Annotated in this window: 23 protein-coding genes and 2 pseudogenes; 8 read left to right on the top strand and 17 right to left on the bottom strand. The window is 69.5% G+C overall.

Going from position 1 to position 25,929, the window contains the following annotated elements:
- Positions 1–58 precede the first annotated feature (58 nt).
- Positions 59–625 (bottom strand): sigma factor-like helix-turn-helix DNA-binding protein, encoded by a 567-nt coding sequence (locus tag ACZ466_RS17535; RefSeq protein ID WP_378280129.1) that lies wholly within the window; start codon positions 623–625, stop codon positions 59–61.
- Between the two features lie 151 nt (positions 626–776).
- Positions 777–938, bottom strand: a pseudogene (locus ACZ466_RS17530) (sigma factor); the annotation flags it as partial.
- A gap of 83 nt (positions 939–1,021) precedes the next feature.
- On the opposite strand from ACZ466_RS17530, the gene ACZ466_RS17525 reads away from it, so the two are divergent.
- Positions 1,022–1,477, top strand: coding sequence for a DoxX family protein (locus ACZ466_RS17525; RefSeq protein WP_378280127.1), 456 nt, complete (start codon positions 1,022–1,024; stop codon positions 1,475–1,477).
- A 19-nt stretch (positions 1,478–1,496) separates the two neighbouring features.
- On the opposite strand, the gene ACZ466_RS17520 is transcribed toward ACZ466_RS17525, so the two are convergent.
- Entirely contained in the window at positions 1,497–1,778 is a 282-nt protein-coding gene (locus tag ACZ466_RS17520; protein WP_464043881.1) for a hypothetical protein, read from the bottom strand.
- Positions 1,779–3,158: 1,380 nt separating this feature from the next.
- Between ACZ466_RS17520 and ACZ466_RS17515 the strand changes: the two genes are divergently transcribed.
- Both ACZ466_RS17515 and ACZ466_RS17510 read left to right on the top strand, forming a co-directional pair.
- On the top strand, positions 3,159–3,479 hold the full coding sequence (locus ACZ466_RS17515; protein ID WP_378280123.1) for a hypothetical protein: 321 nt from the start codon (positions 3,159–3,161) through the stop codon (positions 3,477–3,479).
- A gap of 961 nt (positions 3,480–4,440) precedes the next feature.
- The gene (locus ACZ466_RS17510) at positions 4,441–7,203 is read left to right on the top strand and encodes a hypothetical protein (RefSeq protein ID WP_378280121.1); all 2,763 of its coding nucleotides are present in this window, start codon (positions 4,441–4,443) and stop codon (positions 7,201–7,203) included.
- 783 nt (positions 7,204–7,986) lie between these two features.
- On the opposite strand, the pseudogene ACZ466_RS17505 reads toward ACZ466_RS17510, so the two are convergent.
- The 6 genes and pseudogenes from ACZ466_RS17505 to ACZ466_RS17480 all read right to left on the bottom strand — a co-directional run.
- Positions 7,987–8,148, bottom strand: a pseudogene (locus ACZ466_RS17505) (zinc-binding dehydrogenase); the annotation flags it as partial.
- A 169-nt stretch (positions 8,149–8,317) separates the two neighbouring features.
- The gene (locus ACZ466_RS17500) at positions 8,318–8,740 is read right to left on the bottom strand and encodes a (4Fe-4S)-binding protein (RefSeq protein ID WP_378280119.1); all 423 of its coding nucleotides are present in this window, start codon (positions 8,738–8,740) and stop codon (positions 8,318–8,320) included.
- Between the two features lie 31 nt (positions 8,741–8,771).
- Positions 8,772–9,080 (bottom strand): GNAT family N-acetyltransferase, encoded by a 309-nt coding sequence (locus ACZ466_RS17495; RefSeq protein WP_378280117.1) that lies wholly within the window; start codon positions 9,078–9,080, stop codon positions 8,772–8,774.
- A gap of 552 nt (positions 9,081–9,632) precedes the next feature.
- Positions 9,633–10,082, bottom strand: coding sequence for an ABC transporter substrate-binding protein (locus tag ACZ466_RS17490; protein WP_378280115.1), 450 nt, complete (start codon positions 10,080–10,082; stop codon positions 9,633–9,635).
- A complete protein-coding gene (locus ACZ466_RS17485) occupies positions 10,079–10,414 on the bottom strand; it encodes an ABC transporter substrate-binding protein (protein WP_378280113.1) in 336 nt (111 codons plus the stop codon). The genes ACZ466_RS17490 and ACZ466_RS17485 overlap by 4 nt, the downstream gene beginning before the upstream one ends.
- Before the next feature lies 1 nt (position 10,415).
- On the bottom strand, positions 10,416–11,075 hold the full coding sequence (locus tag ACZ466_RS17480) for a hydrolase (RefSeq protein WP_378280111.1): 660 nt from the start codon (positions 11,073–11,075) through the stop codon (positions 10,416–10,418).
- A gap of 269 nt (positions 11,076–11,344) precedes the next feature.
- On the opposite strand from ACZ466_RS17480, the gene ACZ466_RS17475 reads away from it, so the two are divergent.
- Positions 11,345–11,668, top strand: a complete 324-nt coding sequence (locus ACZ466_RS17475; RefSeq protein WP_378280109.1) for a MarR family winged helix-turn-helix transcriptional regulator — start codon at positions 11,345–11,347, stop codon at positions 11,666–11,668.
- A 497-nt stretch (positions 11,669–12,165) separates the two neighbouring features.
- On the opposite strand, the gene ACZ466_RS17470 is transcribed toward ACZ466_RS17475, so the two are convergent.
- Both ACZ466_RS17470 and ACZ466_RS17465 read right to left on the bottom strand, forming a co-directional pair.
- Entirely contained in the window at positions 12,166–13,011 is an 846-nt protein-coding gene (locus ACZ466_RS17470) for an alpha/beta fold hydrolase (protein WP_378280107.1), read from the bottom strand.
- 541 nt (positions 13,012–13,552) lie between these two features.
- Complete coding sequence (locus ACZ466_RS17465; RefSeq protein ID WP_378280105.1) at positions 13,553–14,908, bottom strand: FAD-dependent monooxygenase; 1,356 nt, start codon at positions 14,906–14,908, stop codon at positions 13,553–13,555.
- A 42-nt stretch (positions 14,909–14,950) separates the two neighbouring features.
- Between ACZ466_RS17465 and ACZ466_RS17460 the strand changes: the two genes are divergently transcribed.
- Entirely contained in the window at positions 14,951–15,538 is a 588-nt protein-coding gene (locus ACZ466_RS17460; protein ID WP_378280104.1) for a TetR/AcrR family transcriptional regulator C-terminal domain-containing protein, read from the top strand.
- Positions 15,539–15,692: 154 nt separating this feature from the next.
- On the opposite strand, the gene ACZ466_RS17455 is transcribed toward ACZ466_RS17460, so the two are convergent.
- Together ACZ466_RS17455 and ACZ466_RS17450 are read right to left on the bottom strand one after the other, a co-directional pair.
- Positions 15,693–15,851 carry a hypothetical protein gene (locus ACZ466_RS17455; protein ID WP_378280102.1) on the bottom strand — a complete coding sequence of 53 codons (159 nt, stop codon included), beginning with the start codon at positions 15,849–15,851 and terminating at the stop codon, positions 15,693–15,695.
- A 184-nt stretch (positions 15,852–16,035) separates the two neighbouring features.
- Complete coding sequence (locus ACZ466_RS17450; protein ID WP_378280100.1) at positions 16,036–16,266, bottom strand: hypothetical protein; 231 nt, start codon at positions 16,264–16,266, stop codon at positions 16,036–16,038.
- 145 nt (positions 16,267–16,411) lie between these two features.
- Here ACZ466_RS17450 and ACZ466_RS17445 point away from each other — a divergent pair, with 145 nt between their 5' ends.
- Entirely contained in the window at positions 16,412–19,171 is a 2,760-nt protein-coding gene (locus tag ACZ466_RS17445; RefSeq protein ID WP_378280098.1) for a helix-turn-helix transcriptional regulator, read from the top strand.
- A 119-nt stretch (positions 19,172–19,290) separates the two neighbouring features.
- Here ACZ466_RS17445 and ACZ466_RS17440 read toward each other — a convergent pair whose 3' ends face one another.
- Together ACZ466_RS17440 and ACZ466_RS17435 are read right to left on the bottom strand one after the other, a co-directional pair.
- On the bottom strand, positions 19,291–20,166 hold the full coding sequence (locus tag ACZ466_RS17440; RefSeq protein ID WP_378280096.1) for an alpha/beta fold hydrolase: 876 nt from the start codon (positions 20,164–20,166) through the stop codon (positions 19,291–19,293).
- Positions 20,167–20,500: 334 nt separating this feature from the next.
- Complete coding sequence (locus ACZ466_RS17435; protein ID WP_378280094.1) at positions 20,501–21,460, bottom strand: DUF5996 family protein; 960 nt, start codon at positions 21,458–21,460, stop codon at positions 20,501–20,503.
- A gap of 907 nt (positions 21,461–22,367) precedes the next feature.
- Between ACZ466_RS17435 and ACZ466_RS17430 the strand changes: the two genes are divergently transcribed.
- A complete protein-coding gene (locus ACZ466_RS17430) occupies positions 22,368–23,117 on the top strand; it encodes an enoyl-CoA hydratase/isomerase family protein (protein WP_378280092.1) in 750 nt (249 codons plus the stop codon).
- Between the two features lie 138 nt (positions 23,118–23,255).
- Positions 23,256–23,948 (top strand): SDR family NAD(P)-dependent oxidoreductase, encoded by a 693-nt coding sequence (locus ACZ466_RS17425; protein WP_378280090.1) that lies wholly within the window; start codon positions 23,256–23,258, stop codon positions 23,946–23,948.
- 298 nt (positions 23,949–24,246) lie between these two features.
- Here ACZ466_RS17425 and ACZ466_RS17420 read toward each other — a convergent pair whose 3' ends face one another.
- Positions 24,247–24,588 carry a winged helix-turn-helix domain-containing protein gene (locus tag ACZ466_RS17420; RefSeq protein ID WP_378280088.1) on the bottom strand — a complete coding sequence of 114 codons (342 nt, stop codon included), beginning with the start codon at positions 24,586–24,588 and terminating at the stop codon, positions 24,247–24,249.
- The gene (locus tag ACZ466_RS17415) at positions 24,585–25,346 is read right to left on the bottom strand and encodes a hypothetical protein (RefSeq protein ID WP_378280086.1); all 762 of its coding nucleotides are present in this window, start codon (positions 25,344–25,346) and stop codon (positions 24,585–24,587) included. The genes ACZ466_RS17420 and ACZ466_RS17415 overlap by 4 nt, the downstream gene beginning before the upstream one ends.
- Between the last annotated feature and the right edge of the window lie 583 nt (positions 25,347–25,929).

Genomic DNA, 25,929 nt, shown 5'->3' with positions numbered 1-25,929 from the left:
CCGGCGGCGCTGGATGAGGGTAAAACGACCGCGATGTCCCCGAGACCGCTGGTACCGATCAGGCGTTGATCATCACCAGATCGAGCGTGTGGAGGTGCTCGGAGTTCGCGATCAGTTTGATCTCGGTGATTCTGCCGGCGAAGGTCGTGAACGCGAAGGCCACGCGTGGTCGGCCGGCCTGAGTCCACACTGCGCCGGGGACCCCGTCGATCAGTGCTAGGCGTGCGTGGAGGGCGCGGCCGGAGAGGGTGTCGGCGACCGCCGAGGCGCCATGGGCAAGCCCAGAGGAGCCCAGACCGATGGCGGCGTTGTCGGCGCGGAGTACGGCGTCTGGGTGCAGCAGATCGAGCAACGCGTTGAAGTCGCCGCGTCGTGAAGCGGAGAGAAAAGCACGGACGATCTCCCGTTGCCGGGCCATGTCGGTGCCGGGGGACGGTGCCGCGACCTGGATGCGGCGTCGGGCTCGGCTGGCGAGTTTTCGGGCCGTGGCGGGCGTCCGGCCGACGATGGGAGCGATCTCCTCGAACGGCACGGCGAAGACGTCGTGCAGCACGAAGGCCAGGCGCTCGTTGGGAGCCAGCGTGTCCAGCACCACCAGTAGTGCGAGGCCCACCGAGTCGGACAAGATCGCATGGTGCTCGGGATCGATGTCTGTGTCGTCCGTTGCGTTGGGCTGGTTGAAACAGGGCCACGTCCAATGGATCCTCGCCCCGGGCGGTGCGTGAGCGCAGCATGGTCAGCGCCACATGGGCGACGATGGTGGTGAGCCACCCGCGCAGGTTCTCCACCTCGCTGGTGTAGGACCGGTTGAACCTGAGCCAGGCTTCCTGGACGGCATCGTCGGCCTCGGCCGCGGAGCCGAGGATCTGGTAGGCCACCGCACGCAGACGCCCGCGATGCTCCTCGAACCGGTCGGTCAGAAAATCGTGCTCGTTCATCGGTCACATTCCTCCGTCGCAGCCAGTCAATGTCTATGACTCGCGAAACGTCGCGGGTGTGACCTGTTCCCATCGGAGGAAGCATGTCCGCACGTATCCCGTCTTGGCTGCGCACAGCCTTCTACTGGGTCCTGGCCGCAGAATTCGCCGTCGGCTTCGTCACCAAGTTCTGGCCCGGCCCGACGTTCTTCGGCCCGGCGTACTCGGTGAAGTTCGTTGAGTGGGGGTTTCCCGCCTGGTTCAGATTCGTCGCCGGCGCCATCGAACTGATCTGTGCGATCTTGCTGGTCATCCCATCCAAACGGTTCAGATTCATCGGTGCCGCGGGGCTGGTCTTCCTCCTCACCGCCGCGGTCACCACGCACCTCATCGATGACGCGGCCCTGTACGAAGAGGTCTCGGCCCCCGTCCACCTGGTGATCATGACCATGGTCGCCCTGGCGAACTGGCCGGCCAGCTGGAAAGACCTCATACGCCCGCAGGGGGACAGCAGCGCCGCGCCGACACGCGCACGGGGCATGGAGCACAGCACCCGATGATTCGCGCCGTCGATTCCATCTACCCGCGCAGTCGCAGCATCGTGTACTGCGCCGCCACCGCGATCAACGCGGCCGAGTCGTTCGCGGGCGGCTTGGGGACCTCCCGCGGATCGACTACGTCCGCGATGTCCTGGAACAGCAGCTGAGCTACCCGCCCTATGCCGCTGCCGTCCTGGGCCTTTGGAAGCCCTGCGCGGTGGTGCTGGTCCTGCGACGCCTTCCCCGATTCAAGGGATGGGTCTACCGCCGTGGCCGACGTCCCGCTGGCCGCGTTGAGCGGCCTGCCCATGGCCTTGGCCAAAGGCGGGACTGCACCAGGTGGGCGGCTATGCGGGCGGGTTCGGCTACGCGGCGCTCATCGCCCTGCTCGCGGTCCACGCGGCCGACCGGCAAGGCCCGTTGATCAAACGAACGGGACCGCTCCCAAGGAGGGCGATGAGCCCCTTGCCGCTGCGGCCTTGCCACGCACCGCCAAGGCGGTCCGCCCAGGAAATGGTGTGCGAGGCATTCCCTCTGGCCCTCACCCACCTGTTCGACTTCGAGCACCCGACAGCGAACCGCGACCTCCTCGACCCGCGGACCGGAGCCGTCGCCCGAGAGAACCCGGCCGGCCGGCCGCCGCCCACGCGCTTTGGCCGCACTGAAGCCCGAGGCCACCCGCACCGACCGTGAGTGGCTTGGGCCTGAGTCTCGCGGATCTCCGGGAGCCCACCTGGGTGTCATCATCGGTGTTGGCTCGTTGTTGGCTCGTTGTTGGCTCGGCGGGATCGGTACGGGACGGCACGCGGCGATACGGCCTGGCACCGGAATTGGGCCAGGTGCGGACAGAACGGCACTGCCCGGCCTTCAAGATCCGGATTGATACGGTCCCAGCGGGCGTTTGATCCGTAGGTTGTGGGTTCGAGTCCCACGCGAACCACCCACCGTGACCAGCTCAGACGCGAGAACACCTCGCTGTGCCCCGCCCGTTTCTTTCCCATGTTGGCTCGCGGGGCCGAGCCGGGACGATCACGGTTTCTGGGGCACCCTTTCCATCCACTCAAACCGGACATCTGGCCGGGTGGGTCGGTGGCCCGGGTGACCGGGCCGCCGTTGGAGGTTCACTGGTCGGTGAGTGCGGGTGGTGCCGGTTCGTCGCGTTCGGGGGCGAGTGGGGTTTTGCGGCCAGGCCGACCAGGAAGGCAGCGGTGAACTCGGCCGGTAGGTGCGAGGTGAACGTTGCCTCCCACACCACCTCGTTCAACTCGCCATGGATGTAGGCGCGGATCACCATAGCGGCTCCCCTCTCGGCCAGTGGCTGATGGCGGGGGCGAACCTGTCGCCTTCGGGCATGGAGGCAACGATCACGCGGCGGTCGGGCGCGAATGCGAACACGTTGCTGGTCGTTCTGAGCGCGGCATCGCCTACGTGGTCGGCGTCCGCGGTGACACCGCGCTGTTGCCGGCCGGTGCCCGGCGCACCGCCTCTGCCCGCCGGGGACGGAGGGTGGGACGGCCGCCGGTGCCGCGTTACCGGCGGCCGCGGTGCTCGGCCCGGGACAAGGCGCTCCGGGCGCCGCAGCTTGCGCACCCTCGTCTGGCGGGACGGGGCCAAGGCGAACTGCGCTCGCGGTTTGTCGCGTTGCGGGTCCGCCAGGGCCGGTCGCTCGATCCGCGAGGACTGCAAAGGGCAGGTGCTGCCAGTGTGCTGGCTGCTGGCCGAGAGTCCGCCGGGCCAGGACGAACCGGCCAAGTACTGGCTGTCGACACTGCCCACCGACACGGCGCTGCCCAAACTGGTGCGCCTGGCCGAGATCCGCTGGCGCGTCGAGCACGACTACCGCGAACTCAAACCGCTCTCGGGCTGCCCCATTTCGAAGGGCGCACCTGGATCGGCCTGCACCACATCGCCCTGGTCGCCGCCGCGCACGCCTTCTGCACACTGGAGCGGCTCCCGCCCTCATCCGGCGACCACCTACCAGGTCGTGGCCGACCTGCAAGCCCTACTAGCCGCCCAGGCCTGAACACCCCGGCTCCACCTCCCCGGCGCGACCGGCCGTTGCTAAGGGATCGGTATTCAGCGTTAGGTCCTGGTGAGAGCCCGTTCCTCCAGGACGTGCGGGGAAGCCGGGAGTAGGCACCGCGCTATGGCCAGTTCCGGGACCAGGTCGCCGAGGTGCAGGCAGCGCGCCCGACGTGGAACTGGACCGGGCCCGACGATCGGTGACCCTCCACCTGATCCGCCCCCTGCCCATCAAACGAGGACAAAGACACGCCGAGGCCGCTCTCCGAGACATACTCGCCCGGGCCGACCAATGGCACGTCTCGGTCCGCCGGCGCACGCCGATGTCCCGCTCGCGGAGCTCGTGGATCGGGTTGAGGCACTCAGGGATGTTGCGGCCCAGCCGGTCGAGGGATGTCGCCGGGGCGCGAGCGTAGGCGAGCAGGGCGGGCAGGCTCTCCGCCTCGATGAAGACCGGGGTCTGCGGTCGCCGAGGGTGGTGCCGGCGCGCCCTGAGTGGTCAGTGGCCCGGCTGTGTCAATGACCGGTGTCGGTCTGTGGTGGGTGTGGCTTGGTGGCCGGTCCCACGGGTCGCTCCAGGCGACATGCGTCCCCGCAGCCTCGCCCTGGGGTGGGGCGAAATACCTAATTGACCATGCTCGGTGATTGGGCGGTTATTTCGGATAGGCGTACCGGGGCAGATGGGAAGTGATCCAGTTTTCGCGTCGCGTCGGCTTGCCGACATTGTTTTGGGTGGAATCGGTCGTGGTTCACCGACATGGTGGCCGGATTGCTTCGGTGGTGGGACGGCCGACCGCCCCTACCCGGGCATGTAAGTGGTTTTTGGGCTTGGGTTTTTCGGTCTGTTGTTGTGGTGCTCTTGAGGGCGGGTTGCCCTTTCGGGTGGGCGGAGGGGACGGTGTGTGGGTCCGGTCCGCCGGGGGCCGGGGGACACAGCAAGGGGGCTGGTCATCGTGGGGTTCATGCGGATCAAGAATACGGGGTACAACTCGGCGCTGGTGCTGCCGACCGGGGCGTGGAAGGCGATGTTCCTGCGCGGCGATCAGATGGCGCAGACCAGCGTGACGGGCCTGGAGCACAACGGGGCGATCGGTGCCGCGACCATTCACAGCGGGAAGCTGAACGGCATTCCCGAGCCGTACAAGAGCGCTTGCGAGGGCGCGCTGATGCTGCCGATGACCGGGGGGTCCTGGCAGATGTTGCTGTTCAAGGGCGACCGGGTGTGCTGGTACCACTGGGACACCAAGGTCCGCAGCGAGCAACCGGTCACCGATCTCAAGCACGCCCCGAACGCCCCGGCCTGGGGCACGCTGCTTCCCGCCAATTACCGCGAGGGCGTGGACGCGCTGCTGATGGATTCGACGGTCGAGTCGACGTCGTGGACAACCTACGTGTTCAAGAACGACCGGGTCGCCACCATCGACTGGGTCAAGGGCTGCACCCGGGAGTGCCGGATCTACGACGGCGCGCAGCCCACCGCGGGCTGGGCGAAACTGCCGGCCGAGTGGCTGCGGGACTACGATCACGTACTGCCGTTGCCGAGCGTGTCGGGCGCCAAGCGCAGCCTGCTGATCAAGGGCGGCAACGGGTGCGTGTTCAACTGGAACACCGGCGCGGAGAAGACCGGCGCGCTCACCTCGCTGATGACCGAACTGGCCGCGCTGCCCGCGCCCTACACCACGCAGTACAAGCCGATCGTGGGCCGGTTCACCTCGGCCCCGCCCCACCCGGTCACCGTGCGCGTCGATCTGGACGGCCTCGGTGCGACGCGGCAGTTCAGCGGCGACTTCTACGCCACCAACGGCGCGACGCAGAACTTCCACTCCTCCTTCCGCGTCAGCGCACCGGTGATCGCCGCCTCGGCCACCGAGGTGACCGCCTCCGGCAACACACAATGGAAACCGCCGATCGGCAACGGCACCAGCACCGGCACCGCCAAGATCACCATTCCCCGGGTGACGGAGACCTCCCCCAACCCCAACCTGCGGGTGGAGTTCCGCTACGACGACGGCAACACCGGCGTCTACGACCTGCCCTACGAGTCGGCGTACCTGCGCACCGTCGACGTGGAGATCGACGCGATGGCCGGGCGGGCCGCGCTGGCCTCCTACAACACCGCCGACGATGCGGTGGCGGGCCCGCCCGACTACGTCGACCGGCGGCTGACCATCGCCTCCGCCCTCGGCGAGGCGGGCATCGAGATGCGCACCGCGGGCACGGTCAACGAGGTCGGCACCGCCGATTCCGGCGCCGACCTGAAGTGGTCGGACTCCGAACTGCACACCGCGATGGTCAACAACTTCTCCGGCCACGCCGAGACCGAGCAGTGGAAGCTGTGGACGTTCGTGGCCAGCCTGCACGTCAACGGAAGCACGGGCGTCATGTTCGATGTCTCCGAGGGGAAGCAGCGGCAGGGCATGGCCGTCTTCTACGACCAGATCCGCGACCAGGCGGGCTATTTCCAACTCGGCCTGTACGTGCATGAGCTCGGCCACTGCTTCAACCTGCAGCACTCGTGGCAGAAGAACGTCTCCGGGGCCCCGCTCGGCCCCAGAGACGGCCGTGGCGACCTGTCATGGATGAACTACTGGAACCTGTACATCGCCGAGGACGGCAGTAGCGGCTGGGACGTCTACTGGAGCCGGTTCCCGTTCACTTTCACCGCCAACGAGCTCGCCCACCTGCGGCACGCCTTCCGCTACGACATCATTCCCGGCGGGGCCAACTGGGCAGCGCAGGGCAGCGCCGCCTACAACACCCAGGACGCCGCGCTGGCCGCGATGGACGCCCCGATCGTCGACGATTCCGGCTTGGCCCTCACCCTGTCGGCCCGGCCGTTCGCCTATGGCGAGCCGGTCACCGTCGAGATCAAACTCGCCCGCGACGGCCGTGATGTCACCGTGCACCGCGACCTGTCGCCCAAGAGCGAATACCTCGCCATCGCCATCACCTCCCCCTCCGGCGCCACCCGGCTGTTCCGGCCGCTGGCCCGCGAGTGCAAGGGGCACGGCGACGACACCCTGACCACGCTGACCGCCGACCAGCCCGCCCTGTATGACTCGGCCTACCTGGGATCGGGCGCCGACGGCCAGTACTTCACCGACCCCGGCCTCTACACCGTCCGCGCCCTCTACATCGCGCCCGACGGCTCCCGCGTGGTCTCGCCCGACCTGACCATCCGGATCCGGCTGCCGCGTACCGGCGACGACCAGGACGCCGGCGAACTGCTCATGGGCGACCAGGCCGGGACCCTGATGGCCCTGCTGGGGTCGGACTCAGCCGCCCTGCAGGCGGGCAACGACGCCCTGGCCGAACTGTCGGACCGCTTCCCCGGCCACCCCCTGGCCGTCTACTCCCGCCTCGCCCAGGGAGCCAACGCCGGCCGCCACTACCAGCACCTCCGCGACGGCCAGATCCACGTTCGGCAACCCGCCACCAAGGACGCCATCACCCAGCTGACCGCCGCCGTCGACGCCTCCACCGGTCCTGGCGGGCTCAACGGCATCACCCTCAACGCCGCCATGCGCCGCCTGGCCACCGTCCACGCCAAGGCCGGCGACCAGACCGCCGCCGACGCCACCCTCGACCGCATGGTCGACCACTTCCGCGCCCGGCACCTCCCCGCACACATCCTGGCCACCATCCAAGACCAGGCCGACACCACCCGCCGACAGATCATTCCCAGCGGCCAGAAGCGCCCCCGCAAGGGCGGCAAGCCCACCTGACCGGCCAAACCGTGCGCCCACCGCCCAACAGGCGGTGGGCGCACGCCCCTCAGGCCCGGCGCGCCACATGACCAAACCCCGGCCGGTCCACCACCGGAGTCGACCCGGCCCACCGTCGATGCCAGGTCAACGACGCCAAGGTCCCGCATCGCCATGCGCTGGCGCTCGACACCTGGCTAGGTGGTTGCAACAAGGCGCCGAGCAGAACGCTGCCGAGCACGAGAGGCAAAGGCGCATGGCGGTGCCTATGGTGATCGGTCCCCGCGCGAACGCGGTGGATGGTGATCCGGCCGGCCAGCCGGGCCCCGGCTGCGCTTCCGGCGGCCAGGAAACGGCTGATCAGGCCCCAATCCTGGGAGCCGCTCAGATCCTGCTGGGCATACACCGGGCCGACATGAACGCGCCCTGCACGAAGGCCTCCGACAGCGTCAGGGCCCACAGCCACCGGCGCCGCCAGGACGCCTCCCAGCCCTGCGGTGCCGGCGAGGGCAGTGGTGGTCGGCCCGGGGCGGGCACGTGGCAGCCGGGTGAACCAGATCGCCGCGTCCCAGGCTTGACCGACCAGCGGCCGGAGTGTGCGCGACGTGCGGTAACGGCAAGCACGAGTCCGATGACCGACTGGCAGCGGCCCGCATCGAATGCCACCCGGGACCCCGCAGCAGGTCGTGGCGTCACCCTGCAGCCTGACCGGCCGCCACTTCGCCAAGACCATGGGCGTGCGCCCCTTGACCGGCCACTGAACTCGAAAGTGCGTGCTGTCGCTGTTCGCGGGGTGTCGCGCCCTTACGCAGGGAGCAGTACGAACTTGCCTCCCGGGTGCCCCGACTTGCTGACCTTGAGCGCGGCCGCCGCCTCGCCTAGGGGGTACGTCCGCTGGATCCGGACTCGCAGCCGCCCCGCATCGATGAGGGCGAGGATGCCCCTGAGCGCTGGGGCCCGCCGACTTCCGGTTCGGTCATGTGGATTTGGATACCGCTCCCGGCCGCGTTGAAGGCCACGAGAGAGAGGAGACGTTCCGGGCCGCCGGCGAGTTCGATCGAGTCCGGGATCTCACCGAGGCCGGAGGCATCGATGACCGCTGCTCGATTCCTGGTTCTTTCGTCTGGGGGGTGGGTCAGCCCGACGGTGCCTGACCGCAGGGCCCCGCGTGGTCGCAGTACGGCTGAAGGCGGCTCTGCCCGCAGCCACACAGAATGACCCTGGTCTCCGTGCGTGGGCCTTCCGCCGTGTCCACGGTCAACTCGCCGTGCACGATCAACTGCCCGAGGGAACTGCGCGTGATCTGCGTGGGCCGGTCCGGGGTCTCCGCCCCGCCGTGCACGAGTTCGTATTGCAGCGCACCCGAGGGACAGCGCCGCACCACTTCGGCCAGGCGCTCGGCCTCGGCGCCGTCCGGCCGGATCCACGGGCGCTCGCCCGGGTCGAAGACCTCTGGCAGGCCGTGGACGCATTCGGCGGCGTGCAAGCAGCGCCTGGCCTCGAATGTCACGGTGATCGACTGACCCTCGTATGCCTTCTTCTCGGTTCTCCTGCTCATATCTGCCTCCGTCGCCGCCATGCCCGGCTGTTCAGTCGCTGACCTTGCTGCGGGACTGATACAGCAGGTCCTGGTACTCAGGGTGCCGGGCGATCCACCCCGCGATGAACGGGCAGGTGGCCAGCACCCGCAGGTTCGCGGTGCGCGCCTCGTCGAGGGCGGTGCGAGCCAGTGCCGCCCCGACCCCCTTGCCCTCGTACTCCGGCGAGACCTCGGTATGCACGAACGCGATGAGTTCCGTCGTGCGGATGTACTCCGCGACGCCCGCGACCTTGGACTCTCCCTCGACCCGGGCCTCGTACCGCTTGGCTTCGGGAACGTCACTCACTTCAACTGCCACGTGTCCTCCATGTGCCTTCCGCGTGGACCTTGCTCCACGCTGAGTCAATCCAGTTGGATGCATCAACTTGTCTACCCTGCGAGTGCGGCAACATCCGCTCACCGCAATTTCAGCGCCCCACGTTGAAGTGAGCGTTCACGGGAATCTGGTACACCAGAGCGTTCTTGAGAAGATGGGCAACATCCTAGTCCTGAGCGATTTTCCGGAAGGTTGTGGTCAGCCGCCTTCATTCCGCAGCGAAAGCTTTCGCCTAGGGGAAGACGAGCTCTCCGGAAGACGCTTCCGGTGGGGACGCGACGATCTGCCTCGTCCCGTTCTGGAATTGACCGACCTCTTGACCGGAAACTCCCTGGAACTGACCTGCAGGACACGCGGCTCCGACCACTCGCCCTTGGCCCCGAGCCGGACGTCGCCCATGACGGTTCCTTCCGTGCGTACGCCGAGAGACTCGCGTCGTCGAAGCCACCCGTCGCTTCGACGGCCTGGGTGACCACATGCATCTGGGCATAGGCGAGTGGCGCCATGTGGTGCCCCAGGAGGTCGACACCGGGTTCACCGGTAATAGGTGTTCAGCAGTGCCCAGTACTCGTAGTTCACGAAACCGTTGAGTAACGGGCCGAGCGTCGTCTTCACCGCTGTGTTCTGTGGGCCGATCATGGCACCGCCGACCATCTTCGGCCGGAAGGGATGAGAACGGATGGTACCTGCCAGGTTGATCGAGTCGGCCAGGTAGGAACACGGAAACAACAGATCGCTGCCGCTTTCGGGGACCGCGTCGATGGCGGGCGTAAAATCCTCGGTCGACAGCGGATATATGGCCTGGTGGACCACCTTGATGCCGTACTTCTCGGAATTCGTCTTGGCGCATTGAATTGGATTGCGCGAGAACTCGGCGTCGGCGGACGCGAGCGCCACGGTTTCCGGTCGGGGCTTCTGCTCCGCGGCGAGAGCGAAGAACCCCTCGGTGAGTGCGGCATTCGGGTCCGGCCCGGTGGGGATCATGGCGAAGTAGTTCGGATAGAGAAGCGCGTTGTTGGCTCCCGCTCCACCATCAGCGGCATCGCCGGCAGCAGGGTGTTGGTGCCGTATCCGCCGATGACGAGATCCACTTTGTCCTCGTCGGTCAGCCGCTCGTAGATCCCGGGAACAAGGTCGGCGTTCCCCTGGTCGTCGTAGCGGACGAACTCGACAGGACGGCCGAGCAGTCCGCCTCGGCCGTTGACGTCCTCGCGCCAGATTTCATGGGCGAGACGGGCCGACCGGCTGTTGTCCGCGAGGGAGCCGGTCAGCGAGAGGCAGTACCCGATACGGATGGGAGCCGGGGCGGTCGTCATGTCAGGCGCCGCCTCCGGTGCGCCCTGCGGCGAGGAGCTGCGTCTCCCAGGCGAAGGCCACGCCGGTGGCACCGGTGTGCTGCAGAATGACCTCGGTGGCGGCCGGAATGGTCTTCTCGCGGGCCCAGTCGCGCTGCCACTCGCTCATCACGGCCAGCCAGGTGATCGGAACCACGCCCGCCTGGATCATGCGCCGTACGGCCATGTCGTGCGCCTCCTTCGAGACACCGCCCGAGGCGTCGGTGACGGCGAAGACCTCGAAGCCCTCGCCCGCGGCCTGTATGGCCGGCATCGCCACGCAGATCTCCGTCCAGAGGCCGGCGATGATCAGCTTCTTGCGTCCGGTCGCCTTGACGGCATCCACGACGCGCTGATCCTCCCAGGTGTTGATGAAGGTCCTGTCGATCGGCTTCTGCTCCGGGAACACATCCTGCAGACCCTGGAGGAGGAGGCCGCCGCGCTCCTCCAGAACGGTCGTCAGAATGGTCGGGACGTCGAACACCTTGGCGCCCTTGGCGAGTCCGATGACGTTGTTGACGACCATCGTCGGTTCGTGGCTGTTCAGGTTGGCGAACTGGAACGGCTGGTGGTCGATCAGTACGAGAACGCTCTCCTCGGGCGTCAGCAGCGCGTCGAGTCCAGCCTTGTTCTCGGTGCTCATGGGATTCCCTTTCTAGCGCTTTGCGTCCACGGGCCTCAGGCGGTGCATCGAAATCTCGATGCCTGCGGCGAGCCGAATCCGATGCTTGCGGCGTCCCGGACGTTCTGAGCATTGATTCACAATCGGCCACGCCTGCCGGATGGAAGAGCTGTCAACAATCTCGTTGAACGCAACGTCTCGCTGGCCGACCTCGGAGCAGACAGCCGCCTGGGACAGCTTCATTCGCATGCAGGAGAAGCTCATCGGACCGAGTCCAGGCTGACTCCGGAATGTCCGCCTCCGACTACATCGTGGTGGCCGAACTCACCGAAATCGACGGCGGGCGGATGCGCTTCATGGGCCTGACGAAGTCCCACCAGGTCGGGCGGATGACGAAGCGCGGACTGGTGACCAAGGAAGAATGTCCCGACGACGGACGCGGAGCGTTCATCGTCGCCACCTCGGCCGGCTGCAAGGCGATCGAAGACGCCGCGCCCATGCACGTCGAACACGTCCGCCGACTGTTCATCGACGCCCTCACCCATGAAGAACTCGGCACGCTCGCCCGGATCTCGAACCGCGTCCTCGCACATATGGAGAAGCAGCCCGCCTGACCGATCGAACAGCAGGCCGCCTCCTCCTCGGCCCTGGTCTGTGGGCGCTACGGACACGCGTGCGGCCAGTCCGCAGGGGCGCGGCGTGGATGCTGCCCGCCGGCAGCGACCGTCCGAGGTCCTGATGGGCCGCTTCGCCGCCTCGGTTCGCCCCCGCCGAGCCGAGGCGGCACGCCAAGGAGTCGGCCCTCGGCCTGCTCGCGAACCCGCCCCGGGAGAAATGCCGGCCCGCGACGAGACCCAGCGCCCGTTCACCGCGCGCGTCGTCCGTCCCATGCACCGGCTTCGCTGGTCGCGGTGGCGACGACGTCACCAGGCCGGGGCCCGGACCGTCCACTACCGTCGACAGACCACCCGGCCGGCATGAACCGCAGGGAGAACGCCGACATCCCCATGGCCCCGAGGCCGATGCGCGAGCCCTCGAGCCCGCCCGGCAGCGTGCTCCTCATCATGTCGATCTCCTCCCTCGCCGCCGGCCATCGTCGGCGACCGGTGTCTCAGCCCTCGACGATGAAGCGGAGCAGCGGCCTGTTCACCTCGTCCGCGTGCGTCCACAGGAGCCCGTGCGGAGCACCGGGGATCTCGACGTACTCCGCCTCGGGAAGCAGATCCCGGAACGGTCGGGCGGTCGCGTCGATCGGCAGGATCCGGTCCGCGGTCCCGTGCAGGATGAACGCCGGCTTCCCGCTCTCGCGGACGGCTTCCACGTCGCGGCGGAAGTCCTCGATCCAGGACGGCACGACGGCGTACGCGGCGACCGGCGCCGACTTCGCGGCGGTGTTCCAGTTGGCGGTCACGACGTGCTGGCTGATGCGCGAACCGAGCGTCTCGTCGAGGTTGTAGAAGTTCTCGTAGAACTGCGTGAACCACGCGAAGCGGTCGTCCTGCGCGGCCTTCGCGATGCCGTCGAAGACGTCCTGGGGCAATCCGGTCGGGTTGTCGTCGGTCTTGACGAGGAACGGCTCGAGCGAAGCGAGGAAAGCGAGCTTCGCGATGCGCTCGTGGCCGTGGCGGCTGACGTAGCGGGCAAGCTCTCCCGTTCCCATCGAGAAGCCGACGAGGATGACATCACGCAGGTCGAGGGTTCTCAGCAGGACGTTGAGGTCATCGGCGTAGGTGTCGTAGTCGTAACCGCTTCCCACCTTCGTCGAATCCCCGAAGCCTCGGCGATCGTAGGTGATGACCCGGTAGCCGGCGTCAATGATGTCCCGCTCCTGGCGCTCCCAACTCGCCCCGTCCAGGGGATAGCCGTGGATCAGGACGACGGGCTGGCCGCTGCCGCGGTCGGTGTACGCGATCTCGATGGGGGCACTGTTCTCTGTGCCGACGGTGACGGTTGCCATGTCCTGGTCCTTGGTCTCGGTGCGCAATGACGGTCGAACTGCGTCAGGTGTGGAAGGGGGCCCTTCCGGCAAGCGGTAGTCGGGGCCGGGCCGTTCCAGGCGGAGTGGTACTCGGTCTGGCTGGTGTCTCCAGCCGGCCGCTCCCTCCATAGCTGCCGTTGCTGGTCTTCTTCTCGAGGACGTGCCGGGTGGTGTAGTCGATTCCCTTATCGGGATGTGGGCCAAAGGCCGCTTCAGCGTGGCCGAACCTACGTCGGCCGCCCGCGCTTGCGAATCGGTCGCCGTATCGGTCGCGGGCTTGTACTGCAACGGCACGTGGTCCGGATGGGGCCGCTCGGGAGAATCAGCTCAGCGGTGTGCCGGATGGTGCAGTGGGCAGTAGCCGGGCGGGCAGTCGCGGCGCGGATGGATCGAGGCAGGCTGACCTTCGCCGGACGGCTCGGTTCTTCGTACGCCCACGCGCAGCGGCGGTGGAAGTCTTGCTGGTGGCCTCCGGTGAGGCATGGTCGGCGGCCCGGCGGCAACGGGCCGGAGGAGCCGTCTAGCTTCGCGGGGCCTTGGAGGGGTCGTCGCCAGCCCAGGCCACGTGGCCGTCGGGGCGGATGAGCGCGGCCGCCGGCCATCCTTCGTGAGGTGTGGTCGTCAGGTCCAGGAGCACATGGCGACCCGGGTGGAGCAGGGTGAACAGTTCGTCCGGCAGCCGCAGATTGGGTGCCCGCCTCCCGATCAGCGGATGCGCACCCGGAGGGCGGTCATAGGCGACCGCGAGTCCCGACAAGCGTTCCGCCAGCTCCCTGGACAACTCGGGCACGGTGGCGATGAGGCGGCTGAGCAGCGCCCGCAGGTCCTGTCCTTCGGGGGTGAACGCCGTCATGAGCGCGGTCTGCGCCCGCGTGCTGACCAGCAGGTCGGCGCCGACGGGGTGGCGTTCGGCACGGTAGGTGTCCAGGAGGTCGTCCTTTGCGGCCCCGGTGATGGTCGCGGCCAGCTTCCAGCCGAGGTTGGTGGCGTCCTGGACACCCACGTTGAGGCCGACGCCGCCGGTCGGGAAGTGCATGTGCGCGGCGTCCCCGGCGAGGAAGACCCGGCCGGCCCGGTAGCGCTCGGCCTGGCGGGTGGCGTTGCCGAAGCGGGACAGCCATCGCGGGTCGCCCATGCCGTGGTCGGTGCCGGCGATGCGGGTGACCTTGGCGCGCAGTTCGTCGAGGGTGAGCTCGCCCGGCCGGTCGGACCGGACACCGGCGGGGTCGCTGCCGACGATCCGGTGGACGCCGCCCGGAAGTGGAGCGATCATCAGGCCGCCGTGCGGGCCGGACAGGTTGGCGATGCCCGCCGGGGGCCGGTCGAGCACGACGTCGCCGAGCCAGCCCCACACGGTGGTGCCGGTGCCGGGGAAGCCGATGCCCGCCGCCTGGCGGACGGCACTGGCCGTTCCGCCGCAGCCCACGACGTAGGAGGCCGTCAGCGTGTACGGCCCGGCCGGGCCTTCTGCGGTCACCGTCACCGCGTCGGAGTCCTGGGCGAGGCCGGTGACACGGTGGCCGCGCCGTACCGCGGCGCCCGCGGCGAGCGCGTGCTCCTCCAGCAGCTCCTCCGTGCGGGCCTGCGGTAGCGCCAGCGTGAAGGGGAACGGCGTGTCCAGCACGCTGAAGTCCATGCGGTCGTCCAGCCCGCCGAAGTGGCCGCTGGGGATGCGCGGGCCCTCGGCCAGGAATCGGTCCACGATGCCGCGGAAGGCCAGGATCTCCAGCGTGCGGGGATGGATGGTGAGCGCCTTGGAATGCGGATCGCGCTCCTGCCGGGCCTCCAGCACCATGACCTGCACGCCGCCCAGCCGCAGCTCGGCGGCCAGCCACAGTCCCACCGGGCCCGCTCCGACCACGATGACCTGGTCCATGAAACCCTCCTCTTGGTCAGTGACCAACAATAGACTTGGTCGGTGACCAAAAAGCAAGAGGCGGTCGTCCGGACGGCGCTGGAGATCCTTGAGGACAAGGGCATCGAGGCGGTGTCGATGCGCGCCATCGCCGAGCGCCTGGGCGTACGGATGAACACCGTGCTGTGGCACGCCAAGTCCAAGGCCCACCTGCTGGAGCTCATGGCCGACGCGATCGTCGGCGAGGCGTCCACGCGAGATCTCCCCGCCCCCTGGAAGGAACGGGTGCACGAGCTCGCACACCGCTACCGCGCCGCGCTCCTGGCGCACCGCGATGGGGCCGCCGTCGTGACCGGCACCTACGCGGCCGAACCCGCGACCCTGCACTTCGCCGACACCATGGTCGAGGCCCTGCTCGACGGCGGCCTCGACGCGCGGAAAGCGGCCTGGACCTGCTGGACCATCGTGTACTTCACGCTGGGGCTGGCCCAAGAAGAACAGGCGGCCCCACTATCGGAAGACGGCCGCCTGGCCGAGGCCGTCGGCACGGGCGGCTTTCCCTCACTGGCCAAGGTGCTGCCGCAGTTGGGGGACGCCTCGTTCAACGAACGCTTCGACTACGGCCTGTCCCTCATACTGCGATCGCTGTAGCCTCGTCCCCGTCGGCAAGGACAAGAGCAGATCCCTCGTCGCCAACGTCGGCCACATCCTCTCCGACAGCGACGTCCCCCCAGCCTGATGTCTGCGCGCAGGACGCACCACTGGAGACGGTTCAGGAAGAGCGTGGCGCCGTGACACCACCTGCTCAGGTAGGTCGCCGGCTCGTCCCGAGGTAGGCGGCGAAGCCGATCAGGCAGACACCGGTGACTCGCGCCACCAGGCGGTCGGCGCGGGCGGAGATCACGATGCGCCGCAGTTGGGAGCCCAGGACGGCGTAGAGCAGAGCGACGAGGGTCTCCACCACGAGGTAACCGGTGCCGACCAGCAGCAGGCCGCCGGCGGTCGATCCGGGTCCCGAGACGAACTGGCGCGTGTGTCCGTCGCTTCGCCGCGGCGTGCGTGCTGATGCGGCTTGGTAGGCGCCTGGGCTGGCCAGGTTCTCCTTTGAGAGGGAGAGGTCGGCATGGTCCGTTGAGCTCGAGCGGGCGTTAGTCGGGGGCGCTCGGCTCGTCGGCGCGGGCCGGGGTGCCAGTGGGTCCCGGCCCGGCGCCACTCGACAGGGCGATGGCGAGCCGGTCGTGGTCGAAGGCGGGCCGCCGGCTCCCCGAACCCGGGGCGACGATCACGTACTCGGCGCCGACGTGATACCGGAACCGCTGATCGAACTTCCCCGGCTCGGCCGTGGTCGCGGAGGAGCCGACCTGCCGGAAGCCGTCCACACGGAGGGATCACGGGAACGAGTGTCGTCGCACCGCGGCCTTGCCCGGATCGGCTGGTCAATCGGTTGCCGCCGATGGCCAGAACGGGCTGTAGCCTCGAAACGGGTATATCACCGCGGCCCGGCGCGACATTTTGGGGTGGGACATGGAGCTGTTCGGGCGGCACGCCGAGACGGCTGCCCTCGACGGGCTGCTGGATCGGGCGGCGGATGGCGCGGGCTCCGGGCTCGTGCTGTGGGGCGAGCCGGGTATCGGCAAGACCGCCCTGCTCGAGTACGCCGTCGAGGCCGCGTCCGACGCGACGGTGCTGCGGTGCCGGGGCTCCCGGATGGAGGCGGGGCTCGCGTTCGCGGCGCTGCACGAGCTGCTGTGGCCGGTCATGGACCGGCTGGAGACGCTCGCCGCCCCGCAGGCCGCGGCGTTGCGCGGGGCGCTGGGATTGAGCCGGGACACGGCCAACCGGTTCCTCATCGGCGCGGCCGTGCTGTCGCTGGTCAGCGGACTCGCTCAGGAACGACCGGTGCTCGTCGTGGTGGACGACGCCCAGTGGGTCGACGAGGCCACCGCGCAGTGTCTCGGCTTCCTGGCGCGACGCGTGACGACGGACCGGGTCGTGGTGCTGCTCACCGGGCACGAGGATCCCGCCTCGGGACCGTGGGAAGGGTTGCCGGCGCTGGAGGTGCTGGGCCTGGCCGACGACGACGCCCGGAAGCTCGTGGCCGCCGCCGTTCCGGGGGCCGACGAGGCGCTGATCGACCACACGATCCGGACGGCGGGCGGCAACCCGTTGGCGCTCCACGAGCTGCCCACCCTCGAGCACGAGCCCGATGGTGACGCGCCGCTCGCGCGATCCGGGGATCTGATGCCGGTGGGGCCGCGGTTGCGGCGGGCGTTCGCCGCCCGGGCCGCGGCCATGACGCCGCCGGCTCGGGCGTTGTTGCTGCTGGCCGCGGCCGAGGACCGGGGTGACCGGCACGTCGTGCATCGCGCCGGGACCGCGTGGGGGGTCGACACGATCACCTGGGACGAGGTCCTGCGCTCCGGGCTGCTCCGCGTCTCGGGGGCCCGGCTGGAGTTCCGGCACCCGCTGATCCGGGCGGCGGTCTACGACGGCGCCCCCTTCCTGGACCGGCAGGCCGCGCACCGGGCGCTGGCCACCGCCCTGCCGGCGAACGCCACCGCGGAACGGGCCTGGCACCTGGCCGCCGCCGCCGACGGGCCGGACGAGGACGTCGCCACACTGCTGGAGCAGGCCGCCGAGCAGTGCCTGCGACGCAGCGCGGGTCCGATGGCGGCCCGCACGCTGCGCCGGGCCGCGGAGCTCTCGCCGACGCCGGCCGCGGCTGGGCGCAGGCTGGCCGCTGCCGCCCGTGCCGCGTGGGACGCCGGCCGGGCCGAGACCGCGCGGCAGCTGCTCGAGGACGCCGAGGGCCTGTGCGGTGAGCTTCCCGTCGCCCGGCTGAGCGGCGGATTGCGCGGAATCCTCGAGTTCGCCAACGGCATGCCCGAGCGTGCCCACCGCTACCTGGTCTGCGACATGGCCGTGGTCCCCGAGACCCGCCGCGCGGTGGAACTGGGAACGCTGGCGGTCCGCGCCGCGTGGTCGGCCGGCCGGCCCGACCTACAGCAGGAGGCGCTCCAGCAGGTGCGGGCCGTGGACGCCGACGGTGATCCCGCCCTGTCGGAGCTGTTGCCCGTGCTGCGGAACTGGTGGTCCTGCTACGACGAGACCGGTGAGGTCACCCCCACCCTCCTGGGCATGGCCAGCGGCACGGTCGGCCGGCTCGGCACGGCCGCGTGGGAACTGCTCCCGCCCGTACCGTTGGTCCAGGCCTGGGGCATCGAGGACGGGCTGCTCGACGTGCTGCGTGTGCAGGCCGCACAGCTGCGGCGTCGGCACGAGCTCGCCGCACTCGCAGTGGTGCGCTCTCAGACCGCGGTCCTCGACCTCGGTGCGGGCCGGTGGGGTGCCGCCGAGGCAGCGGCGACCGAGGGGCTGCAGCTGGCCGAGGAGGCCGGGGCGGATCACGTGGCGACGCAGTGCCACGCGACCCTCGGATCGTTGGCCGCCGCCCAGGGCGACAGCCGCGCCGTCGCCGAGCACACCACCCGGATCCTGCAGGTCTCGGTTCCGCGCGGGGTACGGGCGCTCAGCGCCGCGGCGTACTGGTACCGCGGCCGCGCGGCGCTGTTCGACAGTCGTCCCCAGGAGGCCCTGAACGACCTGCTGTGTCTCGCCGAGCCCGGCCACGAGGCCGCTCACCCCACCTGCGCGCTGTTCGCCGCCGTGGACACCGTCGAGGCGGCGGTGCAGGTCGGGAACACTGACGTCGTCGAGGCTCAGGTCGTCATGGTGGAGGAGTGGGCGCAGCGTACGGGTGCGACGTGGGCCCGCACGGCCGGCCACCGTCTCCGCGCCCTCGTCCAGGGCGGATCGGCGGCCGAGGCCTCGTTCCGAGCCGCTCTGGACGTCGTGGGAGCGGCGGGTAATCCGTTCGAGTACGCCCGCACCCTGCTGCTGTACGGGGAGTGGCTGCGGCGGGCGCGCCGCCGGGCCGATGCCCGCCTCCAACTCGCCGGAGCAGCCGAGGCCTTCGACCGCCTGGGTGCGGAACCACTGCGGGCGCGGGCGCTGCGCGAGCAAGCCCTGACCGAACGACCGGCCGCCCCCCGCGTACCCGGTCCTCCAACGGCAGCCGGGCTGACCGCGCAGGAGCTGCGGGTCGCGCGGCTGGCCGCGGACGGTCTGACCAACCGGGAGATCGCGGCGCAACTGTTGATCAGCCCTCGCACAGTCGGCCACCACCTCGCCAATGTCTACACCAAGCTGGGCATCACCTCCCGCGCCGACCTGGCCCGGATCGACTTCGCGGGCGACCTGCGGTTCAGCACGGCCGGTGACTGACCCGGCGGTGTGCCGATGATCGATGACGCACCTGCGAGCCCTTGGACATGACCTCATTCCTCGTCCTCGCCATCGCCGGGGCGATCACCTGACCGCCGGAGCGGACGCTTCTTCTCACGTCATCGGTTGAGACGAGACGTCAGGGCGTCCAGCATCGATCCGACCTTCTGAACGGTGAGCGAGACGTGACCGTGGTCAGGCTCCAGGTGGGCTCGGACATCGGTCAGGTTGCGGGAGAGCCACTCGCCGTGGGCGACGGGGACCATCCGATCCAGCTCCCCGTGCCACAGCTCGACGGGGGCGACGACATCGGCGAGGTCGAAGCCCCAGTCGCCGCCCAGCGCCTTCAGGTCGGCGAGCCACCCTTCGTTCCCCGCCTCCAGGGCGTGGTCCATGTTCGCGGCGTTGTCCGCGCCGAAGCCACTCGTCATCACGGAGACGTCCACATCCGGAAAGAGGGAGGACAGCTGCGCGGTGACGTCCTCGGGCCGGTTCCCACGGACCGCGGCCGCCATCCGGCTCACGACCGCGCGTGCCGCCCGATCGCCCTCCTGCAGGCTCCTGAACTGGATGCCGTTCTGCTCGCCCATGCCGGCGACGAAGTCGAGACCCGGCGCGGTGGGGGGAGCGAACGACGCACTGATCAGAACACCGGAGACACGGTGGGCGTCCACCGCGGCGCTCGCCAGCGCATGAGGGCCTCCGCCGGACCAACCGAAACCGCAGTAGCGAGCGATACCCAAGTGGTCGATCAGGCGAGCACAGTCCGCCGCCGTCTCGGCCACTGTCCGGCCCGGGACGGGGGTGGACCGGCCGTAGCCCGGCCGGGAGTAGGTGACCACACGGAACCCTCGCTCGAGCACGGGAGCGAGCACCGTGTCCATGGGAACCGCGGAACCGGGCATCCCGTGATGGAACAGGACGACCGGGGCCGACTCCGGACCCAACGATTCGTATTCGAGATCCCGACCGTCCGGGAGCCGCGCCAGCAGCATGTGTCGGTCCTTTCTCCCGTGTCGCCCAGTGCTGCGCGGGCTCGTCGTCACGGGACCGGTGAACGAGGACCCGCGGTTCAGTGTTCGCAGGAGGCCGGAACAGCCCGTTCTCCCAGGTGTCCGGGGACGGTGGAGGCGACATCGTTCATCTGCCGTCCCGATGCTGGAAGTCACTCCTCGTACCCGGGCCGCGACTGCACGGGGAGCTGCTCGGGCTCGCGTGCACCATCGCCTCCCCGGACGATGGCGTAGCGGCCGCGTAAGGCCGTCAGGTCGCGGACGGCGAGGCAGCGGTCAGGATCGAGCCCGCGGTGGGGCCAGCGGTCCGGCCCGGTCAGGCATCCTTGTTACCTTGAGGTGCAGGGGTTCGATGCCACCGGAAGGGGTTGTCTTCCAGCGCGGAGCGGTCCCAGTGTCCGCGGTTCGCGGCGGCTTCATAGGTGGTGTGGAGGAACTCGGCGACCGCGCGGTCGGGGTCGGGTGCGGCGCGGGCGGCCTCGTAGGGCAGCAGGAACTGCTGGAACTCGGTGCTGAAGTAGGCCCCTTCGGGGCCGATCGGCTGATCGGCGAACCCATCGGGTTCGGGGTAGGCGTAGGAGTAGAAGGCGCCTTCCTCTCCACCGCCGGGCCAGAACCCGCAGCTGGACAGTTCCCGGGAGTAGCCCTCGACCATGACCCAGTCCCCGCAGTTGGGTGCTCCACCAGGGTGCGGCGGAGCCGCCCGCCCGGAGAAGCGGGTACAGGCGAGGTCCATCCCTCCCCAGAAGAAGTGCACCGGACTGACCTTGCCGACGAAGTGCGACCGGAACTCGCCGATCACCCGGTTCGCCTGCAGCAACTGTCGCCAGAACAGGGCGGCCGCCTCGCCGTCGTAGGAGGCGTGGACGTGGTCCTCGGCGAAGGGGATCGCCGGCTCGACCTCGTTGGGGTGCGGCCGGATCGGTGCCTCGATCCCGAGCTGGTCGAGCGTGTCCAGGATCCGGGTGTAGAACTCGGCGACCGGCATCGGCCGGAGCGGGAGGCTCCGCGTGCCGCTGTCGCTGCTGCGGACCTCGAGCCGGTGGCCGACGAAGTCGAACTCGATCTCGAAGGCGCCTGTGCGGTGCGGGATGGCCGACGTCGTCAACCCGCGCGGGCTGACGTACAGGGTCACCTGCCACCAGTGGTTGACCAGCGGAGTGTGGGCCATGCGGATCTTGCCCACGATCTGGGTCCACATGTGCAGGGTGTCGCGGGTGGGGGTCCAGTCCGAGACCCGCAGGCTCGGCCAGCTCGTCGTGGCAGGGCTGGTCATCGGTTATCACGTCCTTCGCGGCGCCACGAGAGGGTGGCGGTCGTGGTGTTCATGTCCCCGCGGACGGGCTTCTCCGGTCATCGTGAACTGCGCCCTCTCGTGCGCCAACGCTGGGCGGCGGCGCGGGCCCCGACGACGACCCGCAACGGGACCGACATCAGTCCCCTGCGCATCGGGGCGTCGGTGACGTAGACGCCGGTCACGAGTAGGCGGACCAGGACCTCGTCGTCGGGACGGGGCCCGACCTGGACGCCGATCCAGACGAAGGAACCGTCTTCTCCTCGAGCACGGCGGCGCGTGCGGGGTGGCTCACGTGCCGAGCGTAGGGCGCCGCTGCCCCCGCTGGATCGGCCGGTCGATCTGTCGTCCACCTCTCGATGAGGGGCGATGCTCGGGCGGCGGACGGTACGGGTTCCGGACTCGTGGTACGGGGTGAGCCGGGTATCGGACGCATCCGGGCCACTGCAAAGGGCGCGTTCACGGCGGCAGGTTCGCACCCACGGCTCCATGACCGCGTTCATCCTCCGCACCCGCACTCCGGTGAGCACCACGGTTCCGGCAGACGAGCGTGTCCCCGGCGCGGCGCTTGCAGTCGATCTTGATGTCCAGCCTGTCGAGTTCGCGGTCCAGGGAGGCGAGCAGCGAGGGATGCGGGTCCAACAGCGGCGCCGTGCCGCCGCGGGGCAGGATGGCCCTGGTGGGCAGTCCGGCTGACAGCAGGGCGCGGCCTGCGTCGGCGACCCCGACTCCGGTGGCAGGTTCGCGGGCGGCGAACCCTGGTACGTCACCGGCGACATCTGGCGCGGTGACACCGAGAGCGCGTTCGCCTTCTCCGCACGGGACGACGATGTGATCATCATGGCCAGGTACACATTGGCCCGTTCGAGGTGGAGTCCGTCCTCGCGCAGTGCGCCGTGTTCACCGTGCCCGACGAGGTACGGGGAAGAGGTCATCGAGGCGATGGTCGTCACCCGCCCGGGGGCATCCTCCCCGCGCCGGTCTCGCCGACGAACTCCGCCAGTTCGTCAAGGAACGCCACGCCGCGCACGCGTATCCACGGAGCATCCGGTTCGTGGACGGGCTGCCGAAGACGCCCAGCGGAAAGGTGCGACGCCGACTGCTGTGCGCGGCCCGGACGGTGCTGACCGAACAGGAAGGCCCCCTACGCCGGCTGATCCTCAACCGCCCGGAGCGCCGCAACGCCATGGACGGCGAACTTGTCCGGACGCTGCGTAAGGCAGTGCGTGCCGCGATCGGCGACCCTCGCACCCGTGTGCTGGCCTCCGCGGCCGGGTTCTGCGCAGGAGCCGATCCGCGGCATCTGCTCGCGATCGAACGGAACGGGGGAAGGCCGGTCGACTTCCTGGCCGAGGTGTCCGCGTGCGTCACGGAGCTCGCACGGTGCCCGAAACCCGTAATGGCGGCGCTGCACAGGCACGCCGTCGCCGGTGGGATCGAACTCGCGCCGGCATGTGACATCGTCATCGCATCGTCCGCAACGGGCTCGTGCCCGCAGCCGCATCGAGCGTCCGGCTGCCCCGCGGGGTCGGTGGCTCATCCTGACCGCCATCCATACCGGCCGAACGGTTCGCGAACTCGGGATGGCTGCACGCGGTGGATGTGCGTGACAAGGCCAGAACGGCCGCCGCCGAACTGACGCGCCGCCGGGGTGGCCCCAAAGGCCTGCCGGTCCGCGAGGCCCTTCAGGCGGAACTGGACGTGTTCGCCCGGCACTGGGACGACTCGAGTGTCGCCGAGAACGTCGAGAGGTTCTTCACCGGCCGGAGGGGATGCCATGCCCAGGTTCGCTGACCAGGTCGCCTTCATCAGCGGCGCCGCGCGGGAACTCGGCAATGCGATGGCCGAGCGTTTCGCCGCCGAGGGGCCGAGTGTCCCGCTGGCCGACGCCGACGCAGTCGCCGAGGAGATCGCGCGGGACCACGGGGTGCGCGCCCATGCGGCCACCGTCGACGTGAGGTCCTCCGCACAGGTCCAGCAGTGGATACGGCGTACCGTGACGGAACTGGGGCGATCGACATTCTGGTCAACAACGCCGGTCATCCGTGACAACCGGGCCGAGGACATCTCCGACGAGGACCGGCGCCGTCGTCGACACCGGCCTCGCCGGTGCCTTCTACGGCATCCGCGTCGTACTGCCGATCATGAAGGAGCAGTGCTACGGCCGGGTGCTCTCGCCGTCCTCGATGACCTGGCGCGGGAACTTCGGCCACGTCGCCAAGCCGGAATCGTCGGGCTGACCCGGACCGTCGCACTGGAGGGCGCCCGGCACGGCATCACGGCGAACGCGATCGCACCCGGGCTGATCGACACGCCGATGCCGGCCTCGATGAACCGGCGGGCCCAGCAGAAGCTCATCGCGAAGATCCCGGTCGGCCACACCGGGATCCCGCACGACATTGCTGAGGCCGCGGCCTTCCTCTGCTCCCCGCAGGCACGGTTCGTCACGGGCGTCGACGTCGAATCGTGAGGACTCCGTGCACGCACGGCTGCGACCAGGACTTCGCAAGGTGTGTTGGGGGCAGCCCTGACTGCTGCGGCCAACACTGTGTCCTGGCAGGCCGCCGTGATCACATCGGTGGCTTTGTCGGCACCCGGGATGATGCGGCTTGCCGTGGAAGGTCGGCGGCGCCGGACGTTCGTGTCGATGCCGGCCGTACATGCCAACGTCCGTTTCCCCCTATCGAGGCGGCGTGGAACTTGCCTGCGGCCAGGTGGTCGGGGCTGATGGAGGTTCCCGGACAGGCGTTCATGGACGTCGGCCACGCTCATTTGCTGTCTGTGGTGCCGTCGAGCCGGGCGACCAGGTCGCGCAGGGCGGCCAGTTCCTCGGCGAGTGCGCGGGAACCCTCGGTGGTCAGGCTGAGCCAGGTACGGGGGCGGCGCCCGTGGTAGCCCTTGTGGATCTCGATGTAGCCTGCCTGCTCCAGCGTGCGCAGGTGGCGGGAGAGATTCCCGTCGGTGAGGTTCAGGGTGTCGCGCAGGTAGCCGAACTCGGCGCGGTCGGTCTCGTGCAGCACCGCCATGATGCCGAGCCGGGTGCGGTGGTGGACGGTGTCGTTGAGGCCCTGCGTCGGGTGCGGTGTCTCAGGGCCGGCAGGCTCGCTCATGCCGGGCTCTGGGCTGCGGCCATGGCCGAACGAAGCCGTGCCCGGGCCCGAAGATGGACGGCTAGCGCGCCGATCAGCAGGACGAAGGCCAGCAGGATCAGGTTCGGCGCCGGGTTGATCAGCCCATCGATCATGCCGCCGTAGGGCGGCATGATCCACGGGGGGATCTGGCCGAGGCCGTAGCCGTTCATGATGATGCAGAGGCCGCCGTAGGCGAGGGCGGTGACCGCGACGCCCGGGCTCCGCTCGACCCTGGCCAGGATCAGCAATCCGGCCGCGATCGCCAGCAGCGGACTGACCACCGGGCCCCCCGCGAAGTCGAACGGGGGCGAATTGGGCAGGCTGTGGCCCTGGGCGAACACGGCGAACAGGAAGACGGCGAACAACGGCGTGCCCACGTAGACCCAGGGCCGCCATCGCATGGTGAGGCCGACCCGTGCGGCCCGCCGCCGGTACCACCAGGCGCACGCCAGGTAGCTCAGCGGCCCGGTGATCACCCAGAACGCGATCGAGAGGGTTGCCGACCGGTCGACCCCGTTCAGCCCCGCATAGCCGCTCATCGAGCCGGGCTTGCTGGAGCCGCTGCCGTCCGGATGCAGCTGCATGGCCTGGAACGGATGGGAGTACAGCAGGATCGAGACCAGCGTCAGTAGTCCGAAGATCGCTAGCGGGACGGCCGCCCCGCGTGCCTGGGCGCGGGTGAGCCGCCGCAGCCTGGCCACCTCGTCGAGCATCCCGCCGGGGGATTGTGGGTCCACGACTCCTCCAGAGTCTCGCTTCTGAAAACAACTTTGCATCAGCGAGTACTCTCCCGTCAAGAGAACCGGGCGAAGCCCCGGGCGGCGCGAGTCATAGACGAGGGCCCACGCAAGCGGGCGTGCAGCAAGCGCAGCGCACCGCGACAGAGCCGCGATGCCCGTACCCGTCCCGTCGGCCGCCGCAGACCCGAACTCGTCCGTCCGCTTCCGCCCCACCTGCTGACCCCATCGCCATCGGTCACGTCGATGCGGTAGCCGACAAGCTGGCCACGCGCGTCGCGCGCACGAACCTCAAGGGGCGCGCCGCGCCCGCCGGGCGGCTCGTGCGCCGCCACGCTGCCGCGACCAGGCCGGCTGCCCCTGACCGCGGAGACCCTCGCGCTGGCGATTCCGGCCAGCAGCGGCGCCAGCCGGCGCTCGGCGCCGCCGACACCGGACACCGTGGCGATCAGCCATGGTTCGCCGGGTCGGCGCCGGGCATGAGGATCACCGATGCCGCTGCCGGAGACGATGATTCGTCGGGCGATCTGGTTGCCCGGCCGCGGAATCAACCCGGCCCGAGCCGGTGGATTTACCAGCCCGG

Source organism: Actinomadura rugatobispora (genome assembly GCF_055379765.1).
The sequence above is the reverse complement of the archived record's forward strand: the minus strand, read 5'-3'. Positions and strand labels throughout refer to the sequence as shown.

What these genes read in the sequence shown, in the direction of transcription:
- ACZ466_RS17500 (WP_378280119.1), bottom strand. Translation starts at nt 8,740, where the DNA reads ATGAGCAGGAGAACCGAGAAGAAGGCATACGAGGGTCAGTCGATCACC.
- ACZ466_RS17445 (WP_378280098.1), top strand. Translation starts at nt 16,412, where the DNA reads ATGGAGCTGTTCGGGCGGCACGCCGAGACGGCTGCCCTCGACGGGCTG.
- ACZ466_RS17465 (WP_378280105.1), bottom strand. Translation starts at nt 14,908, where the DNA reads ATGGACCAGGTCATCGTGGTCGGAGCGGGCCCGGTGGGACTGTGGCTG.
- ACZ466_RS17480 (WP_378280111.1), bottom strand. Translation starts at nt 11,075, where the DNA reads ATGAGCACCGAGAACAAGGCTGGACTCGACGCGCTGCTGACGCCCGAG.
- ACZ466_RS17490 (WP_378280115.1), bottom strand. Translation starts at nt 10,082, where the DNA reads ATGATCCCCACCGGGCCGGACCCGAATGCCGCACTCACCGAGGGGTTC.
- ACZ466_RS17525 (WP_378280127.1), top strand. Translation starts at nt 1,022, where the DNA reads ATGTCCGCACGTATCCCGTCTTGGCTGCGCACAGCCTTCTACTGGGTC.
- ACZ466_RS17425 (WP_378280090.1), top strand. Translation starts at nt 23,256, where the DNA reads ATGCCCAGGTTCGCTGACCAGGTCGCCTTCATCAGCGGCGCCGCGCGG.
- ACZ466_RS17475 (WP_378280109.1), top strand. Translation starts at nt 11,345, where the DNA reads ATGTCCGCCTCCGACTACATCGTGGTGGCCGAACTCACCGAAATCGAC.
- ACZ466_RS17440 (WP_378280096.1), bottom strand. Translation starts at nt 20,166, where the DNA reads ATGCTGCTGGCGCGGCTCCCGGACGGTCGGGATCTCGAATACGAATCG.
- ACZ466_RS17435 (WP_378280094.1), bottom strand. Translation starts at nt 21,460, where the DNA reads ATGACCAGCCCTGCCACGACGAGCTGGCCGAGCCTGCGGGTCTCGGAC.
- ACZ466_RS17510 (WP_378280121.1), top strand. Translation starts at nt 4,441, where the DNA reads ATGCGGATCAAGAATACGGGGTACAACTCGGCGCTGGTGCTGCCGACC.
- ACZ466_RS17470 (WP_378280107.1), bottom strand. Translation starts at nt 13,011, where the DNA reads ATGGCAACCGTCACCGTCGGCACAGAGAACAGTGCCCCCATCGAGATC.
- ACZ466_RS17420 (WP_378280088.1), bottom strand. Translation starts at nt 24,588, where the DNA reads ATGAGCGAGCCTGCCGGCCCTGAGACACCGCACCCGACGCAGGGCCTC.
- ACZ466_RS17485 (WP_378280113.1), bottom strand. Translation starts at nt 10,414, where the DNA reads ATGACGACCGCCCCGGCTCCCATCCGTATCGGGTACTGCCTCTCGCTG.